A 6,503-nucleotide genomic window follows, 5' to 3' on the forward strand; every position below is an offset into this window, starting at 1 on the left:
ATTCCGGCCGGAGGTGTGACAATCGACAACGCATCGGACGGGGTCACCGGCACCCGGTGCACACGACGACACAGGGAGTGGCGTGGAACTTCAGGGCCTGCACGGGCAGGTGGTCGACCGCATCGGCCTGTCCCTCGCGGCGGACGAGATCCGCGCCGGGGAGGTTCTGCGCCTGGAGGACGTCCAGGAGCGGTACGGCGTCTCGCGCACGGTCGCACGCGAGGCCGTCCGCGTGCTCGAGTCCAAGCGGGCGGTGACCAGCCGCCCGCGCGTCGGCATCACGGTCCGCCCGATGACCGAATGGAACCTCTACGACCCCCAGGTCATCCGCTGGCGCCTCGCCTCGCCCGGCCGCGAGATCCAGCTGCGCGAACTGGCGGAACTGCGCGCCGCCGTGGAGCCCGCCGCGGCGGCCCTCGCCGCGGCGAGCACCGACGCACAGGCCCGCGACGCGCTCTCCGCGCACGCCCAGGCCATGGCGAGCGCGGCGCACGCGGGCGACAGCGCCGGCTTCGTCGACGCGGACGCGGCCTTCCACCGTGCGCTCCTCAAGGCGTCGGGCAACGGCATGTTCGCCCAGCTAGCGGAGGTGACGCAGGAACTCCTCGTGGCCCGCCGCGAGCTGTCCCTGATGCCGCACGACATCGACATGGCCGCCGTACGCCGCCACCAGGAGGTGGCCGAAGCGGTGGCCGCGGGCCGCTCGGTCGAAGCGGCGCAAGCGGCGACGGCCATCGTCGACGCCGCCCACAGCGAGGTCGAGAACCTGCTGGCGAGCGGGTCCTGCGGGTACGGGGCCTGAGCGAGCGGCCGGCCGGTGAGCACCACGAGCGCGCAGGACGCGGCGAACCCCGCTACTGCGGTGTCGACGTTCCCGAAGCCGGGCCGAAGGCCGGGTCCGGTACTGATTCGGGGGACAGGAGTGCTGAGGAGCGACCGTCGACGCCCACGGGCACGTCGCCGTCGATGGTCACGCGGCGCAGTGTGCGCTCGTGGTCGTCGGAGTCGTCCACGCCGTAGTGCTGCGTGGCGCGGTTGTCCCAGATGGCGACGTCGCCTGCCTGCCACCGCCAGCGCACCGTGTTCTCGGGCCGCTCGATGTGCGACTGGAACAGATCGAGGAGCACACGTGAGTCCCGGCCGGTCAGCCCGGTGATGCGCTGCACGAAGCTGCCGAGCAGCAGCCCGCGCTCACCGGTCTCCGGGTGGACACGGACCACCGGGTGCTCGGTGAGGAACTTGATCGATGCGAACACCTCGCGGTACCGCTCGAGTTGCTCCGGCACCGCGTCGGGGCGCAGCGCCGCGTAGTCGTAGTCGTTCGAGTGCACGGCACGCAGTCCGTCGGCGAGCGCGCGCAGGGACTCCGGCAGATGCGCGTAGGCGGTGGCCGTGTTGGCCCACAGCGTGTTCCCGCCGTACGGCGGCACGGTCACGGCGCGCAGGATGGAGAACGCCGGGTACGCGGGCACGAAGGTGACGTCCGTGTGCCACTGGTTGGCGCGGCCGCCGTGGTCCGAGTCGATCGGGAACGAGTAACGGCCGTCCACAGAAGGGACGGTGGGGTGGGCGACCGGTGTGCCGAGGAGCCGGCCGAACGCCTCGTGGCTGTCCTCGTCCAGGTGGTCCTGGCCACGGAAGAAGACGACCTTGTGGCGCAGGAGTTCGGCGCGGACGGCTGCGACGGTACCGGGGGAGAGTTCGCCGTCGAGCCGTACGCCGGAGATGACGGCGCCGAGCCGGCCGCCGACCTTCTCGACCGTGATGCCGGAGCCGTCGGCGTAGTCGGTGTCCGGGGCCCGGAGTGTGTCCGTGGCGGGTGCGGAGGTCATGGTGGGAGTCCTTTCGGGGCGGGGCGAAGGGGGTGGCGGCGCGCGGGGCCAAGTGGAGCCGGAGAGGCCGCGATGGAGGCGGCAGGGGCCTGCCTCGACGTCCGCGCGTACGGCGGCGGATGCGGCAGATCGCGTACGAGCGCTTCAGGCGCGGCGAAGGGTCGCCGGACAGCGGCCCGTACACGCCACCGGCGCACCGCGCCGGGCCTCGACGGGCCGCGAGAAGAGAGCGCTCGTCGCGGACATGTCTGCGAGCGTCGCAGCGCCCGCACGACACGGTCAAGCGCGTCCCCGGGCGCCCCGGGTGATTTCACAACCCCGCAATGCTGCCGCCATCACCACCTGCGGAAGCCCCGCCCCCGCCGCCCCCCGTCCCCGGCCGCCGCCCCCTATGGCCCGGCGGCGGCCCCGTCTCTCCCCCCGGACGTCCCTCAGGCCGGTCGCAGCCAAACCGTCGCGAGCGGCGGCAGTGTCAGACGGAGTGAGAGGGGCCGGCCGTGGCTCGGCTCCTGGTCCGGCTTGAGGACACCGGTGTTGACGACGTCGCCGCCGCCGTACCGTGCCGCGTCCGTGTTGAGGACCTCGGACCAGCCCGGGACCGAGTCCGGCACACCGAGCCGGTAGTTCTCGCGCACCGCCGGGGAGAAGTTGCTCACGGCCAGCAGAGGTGTGCCGTCCGCCGCGAACCGCAGGAACGCGAGGACGTTGTCGTCGGCCGCGTCCGAGGTGATCCACGAGAATCCCGCGGGCGTGGTGTCCTGTTCCCAGAGGGAGGGCGTGGCCGCGTACTCGTGGTTGAGGTCGCGCACCAGATCGAGGACCCCGCGGTGGTCCGGCGCGGCGTCGTAGGCCGGGTCGAGGAGCCACCAGTCCGGGCCGTGCGCCTCCGACCACTCGGCGCCCTGCGCGAACTCCTGCCCCATGAACAGAAGTTGCTTGCCCGGATGGGCCCACATGAAGCCGAGGTACGCACGGTGGTCGGCGCGCCGCTGCCACCAGTCGCCGGGCATCTTCGACACGAGGGCGCGCTTGCCGTGCACCACCTCGTCGTGCGAGAGGGGGAGCAGGTAGTTCTCGCTGTAGGCGTACACCATGGAGAACGTCAGCTCGTTGTGGTGGTACTTGCGGTGCACCGGCTCGTGCACGATGTACGCCAGCGAGTCATGGCTCCAGCCCATGTTCCACTTCAGGCCGAAACCGAGGCCGCCGAAACCGTGAGGGCCGGTGTGGTGCGTCTGCCGCGTGACGCCGTCCCACGCGGTCGACTCCTCGGCGATGGTGACGACACCCGGGCAGCGCCGGTACACCGTCGCGTTCATCTCCTGGAGGAAGGCCACGGCGTCGAGGTTCTCCCGGCCGCCGTGCTCGTTCGCCGACCACTGGCCCTCCTCACGCGAGTAGTCCAGGTACAGCATCGAGGCGACCGCGTCGACCCGCAGGCCGTCGATGTGGAACTCCTCGCACCAGTACACGGCGTTGGCCACCAGGAAGTTGCGGACCTCCTTGCGGCCGTAGTCGAACTCGAGGGTGCCCCAGTCCGGGTGCTCGGCGCGGCGCGGGTCCTGCGGCTCGTACAGGGCCGTGCCGTCGAAGCCCGCCAGCGCCCAGTCGTCCTTCGGGAAGTGGGCCGGCACCCAGTCCACGATCACGCCGATGCCCGCCTGGTGCAGGGTGTCGATGAGGTGGCGGAAGTCGTCGGGGGAACCCATGCGCGACGTCGGGGCGTAGAAACCCGTGACCTGGTAGCCCCACGACCCACCGAAGGGATGCTCCGCCACGGGCATGAACTCGACGTGCGTGAAGCCCAGATCACTCACGTAGGCGGCGAGCTGGTCGGCGAGTTCGCGGTACGTCAGGCCCGGACGCCAGGACGGCAGATGGACCTCGTACACCGAGAAGGGTGCCGCGTGCACCGGCTGCTGCCCACGCTGCTTCATCCACGCGGCGTCCCCCCACTTGTGGGAGGACTCCGTCACGACGGACGCGGTCGCCGGCGGCACCTCGGTGCGGCGGGCCAGCGGGTCCGCGCGGACGGTGTGGGAACCGTCGGGGCGCGTGATGTCGAACTTGTACAGGGTTCCCTCGCCGATGCCCGGCAGGAACAGCTCCCACACACCCGACGAACCCAGCGACCGCATCGGGAACGCGGTCCCGTCCCAGGCGCAGAAGTCCCCGCAGACGCGCACGCCCCGGGCGTTGGGCGCCCAGACCGTGAACCGGGTACCCGCGACCCCGTCGTGCGTCATCGGCTGGGCGCCGAGAGCGGTCCACAGCTCCTCGTGCCGCCCCTCGCCGATCAGATGCAGGTCGAACTCCCCGAGCGCGGGCAGGAAGCGATAGGGGTCCTGGACCTCCCGCTCGTCGCCGTCGTACGTCACGAGCAGCGTGTACGCGGGAATCGCGTCGAGCGGCAGCACCCCGGCGAAGAGGCCGTCACCCTCGTCGCGGAGTTCCACGCGCCGGCCCTTGACCGACACGGCGACGGCCTGGGCGTAAGGCCGCAGCACCCGGAACGCGACACCACCGTCCACCGGGTGCGCGCCCAGCAGGGAGTGCGGGTCGTGATGCTCACCCCACAGGAGACGTCCGCGGTCCGCACCGTCCAGGGCGGGGGCGGGCAGGACGGTGCGGCGACCGGTGCGGCGACCGGGGCCGGGCTCGTCGGACAGGCCGACAGCGGCGGGGACGGGGGTCTTGCGAGCTGCCACGGTTCTGTCTCCTCGGGCGTGGTGTGGAGTTCTGCGGGCGGACAGCGGGGTTGCCGCCGCCTGGTTCAGCGTGGTTCGGCGAGGCGGCTGATCGCCGCCATGGGCACGGGCAGCCAGTCGGGCCGGTGCCGCGCCTCGTACAGCACTTCGTAGAGCGCCCGGTCCGTCTCGTAGGCGCGGAGCAGGTCGGGTTCTTCACGCGGGTCCGACTTGGACTCGGCCGCGTAGCCGGCGCAGTAGGCGTCCCGGCAGCGCAGCGACCACTCGGGCCGCCAGGGCAGACGGGTGCGGGCCGCGTAGTCGAAGGAGCGGAGCATGCCCGCGACATCGCGTACGGGGGACTGGGCGTGGCGGCGTTCGGCGAGCGGGCGGGCGGGCTCGCCCTCGAAGTCGATGACGAACCACTGCTGCCCCGACCACAGCACCTGTCCCAGATGGAGGTCGCCGTGGATCCGCTGCGCGGGCTGCTCCGCGTCCACGAGCGCGAACGCGTCGAACGCGGCCCGCAGACCCGCCGCGTGCGGGAGCAGCGCGGGCACGGAACGGGCCGTGGAGTCGAGGCGCTCGGCCATCGCGGCGGCGAGGCGCCGGTTGCGGTGGGGCACGGGCGCGTCGACGGGGAAGGCCGCGGTCAGCGCGAGATGGATCTCGGCGGTCGCCCGTCCCAGTTCGTACGCCTCGTCGGTGAAGTCCCTGCCGGAGGCGAGCGAGCGGAGCGCGAGGGTCCAGCCGTCGTCCGCGTCGGGCAGGAACGGCTGGAGGACGCCGAGCGTCGCCTGCTGGGGCTGCGAGGTACGGAACCAGGCAACGGGTCCCGGCACGCGGGTGCAGCCCTGCCGGGCGAGCGCCCACGGCACTTCCAGATCCGGGTTGACGCCGGCCTGGACGCGCCGGAAGACCTTCAGGATGAACGAATCCCCGTACACCAGCGACGTGTTGGACTGCTCGGCGTCGAGGACGCGAGGTGTGAGTCCGGCCGGCACGGTCACGTGCGGGTCGCGTTCGAAGCGCAGGGGCCCGGCCACGCCCGGGTGGCGCAGCCGCTCCAGGAGCAGCCCGGCCGACCGGGGCTCCTGGAGGGCGTCGTACACCATGAGGCCGGTCAGCGGGCCCTCGGTCGCGCGGCCGATGAAGGCCGGTGCGAGCGAGGGCGGCAGCATCTCCCGTACGCCGAGCAGGAGTTGGTAGAGATTGTCGGCGGGGGGTGTGCCGGTGCCGGAGCGGATCGCCTGCGCGGCGTGTTCCGCGCGCACCAGCAGGTGCAGGCAGCCCGGGTGCAGCTCGGTCATCGAGGCCAGGGTCAGCCCGGTGACGGGCCGCCCCTTCCCCGCGAACCAGCGCTGCCGTGGCAGCCATTCGTGCAGCAGACCGGCGAGTGAGTTCAGCAGCAGAGAGGGGCTGACGCCGGTCGGACTCTGCAGTGCGGCCTTGGGCATGGCGACGACTCCTTTCGAGGGCGGACAGGCGGACCCTGGGGCGTGGGGCCACCGGTCACCACGCGGTGCTGACGGCTTCCTTGCGGAGCCGGAACCAGTAGAAGCCGTGGCCCGCGAGGGTCAGCAGGTACGGGAGCCGGCCGATGGCGGGGAAGCGGACCCCGCCGATCAACTCGACCGGGTGGCGGCCGTCGAAGGCCTGGAGGTCGAGTTCCGTGGGCTGCGCGAAGCGCGAGAAGTTGTGCACGCACAGGACGAGGTCGTCCTTGAACTCCCGCAAGAAGGCGATCACCGCCGGGTTCGACGACGGGAGTTCGGTGTACGAACCGAGGCCGAACGCCTCGTTCTGCTTGCGGATCTCGATCATCCGGCGCGTCCAGTGCAGCAGCGAGGACGGGGACGACATGGACGCCTCGACGTTCGTGACCTGGAAGCCGTAGACCGGGTCCATGATCGTGGGGAGTGACAGACGGCCCGGGTCGCAGGAGGAGAAGCCCGCGTTGCGGTCGGGGGTCCACTGCATCGGG

The 6,503-nt window shown here is 72.0% G+C and carries 5 protein-coding genes; 1 reads left to right on the forward strand and 4 read right to left on the reverse strand.

Annotated features, from left to right (window positions below; translation table 11 throughout):
* Positions 1–82 precede the first annotated feature (82 nt).
* The gene (locus tag ACIPWY_RS07025) at positions 83–802 is read left to right on the forward strand and encodes an FCD domain-containing protein (RefSeq protein ID WP_362900117.1); all 720 of its coding nucleotides are present in this window, start codon (positions 83–85) and stop codon (positions 800–802) included.
* Between the two features lie 52 nt (positions 803–854).
* Here the strand turns inward: ACIPWY_RS07025 and ACIPWY_RS07030 are convergent, their stop codons facing one another.
* The 4 genes from ACIPWY_RS07030 to ACIPWY_RS07045 all read right to left on the reverse strand — a co-directional run.
* Complete coding sequence (locus ACIPWY_RS07030) at positions 855–1,832, reverse strand: TauD/TfdA family dioxygenase (protein WP_362900115.1); 978 nt, start codon at positions 1,830–1,832, stop codon at positions 855–857.
* Between the two features lie 431 nt (positions 1,833–2,263).
* Complete coding sequence (glgB, locus tag ACIPWY_RS07035) at positions 2,264–4,501, reverse strand: 1,4-alpha-glucan branching enzyme (RefSeq protein WP_401532425.1); 2,238 nt, start codon at positions 4,499–4,501, stop codon at positions 2,264–2,266.
* A 104-nt stretch (positions 4,502–4,605) separates the two neighbouring features.
* On the reverse strand, positions 4,606–5,976 hold the full coding sequence (locus ACIPWY_RS07040; protein ID WP_401532412.1) for a phosphotransferase: 1,371 nt from the start codon (positions 5,974–5,976) through the stop codon (positions 4,606–4,608).
* 55 nt (positions 5,977–6,031) lie between these two features.
* Positions 6,032–6,503 (reverse strand): alpha-glucosidase C-terminal domain-containing protein (locus ACIPWY_RS07045; protein ID WP_401532414.1); only part of this gene is annotated, 472 nt, incomplete at its 5' end.

Origin of the sequence: Streptomyces sp. NPDC090032, from assembly GCF_044748025.1 — a bacterium.
Taxonomy (GTDB): domain Bacteria; phylum Actinomycetota; class Actinomycetes; order Streptomycetales; family Streptomycetaceae; genus Streptomyces.

What these genes read in the sequence shown, in the direction of transcription:
- ACIPWY_RS07040 (WP_401532412.1), bottom strand. Translation starts at nt 5,976, where the DNA reads ATGCCCAAGGCCGCACTGCAGAGTCCGACCGGCGTCAGCCCCTCTCTG.
- ACIPWY_RS07030 (WP_362900115.1), bottom strand. Translation starts at nt 1,832, where the DNA reads ATGACCTCCGCACCCGCCACGGACACACTCCGGGCCCCGGACACCGAC.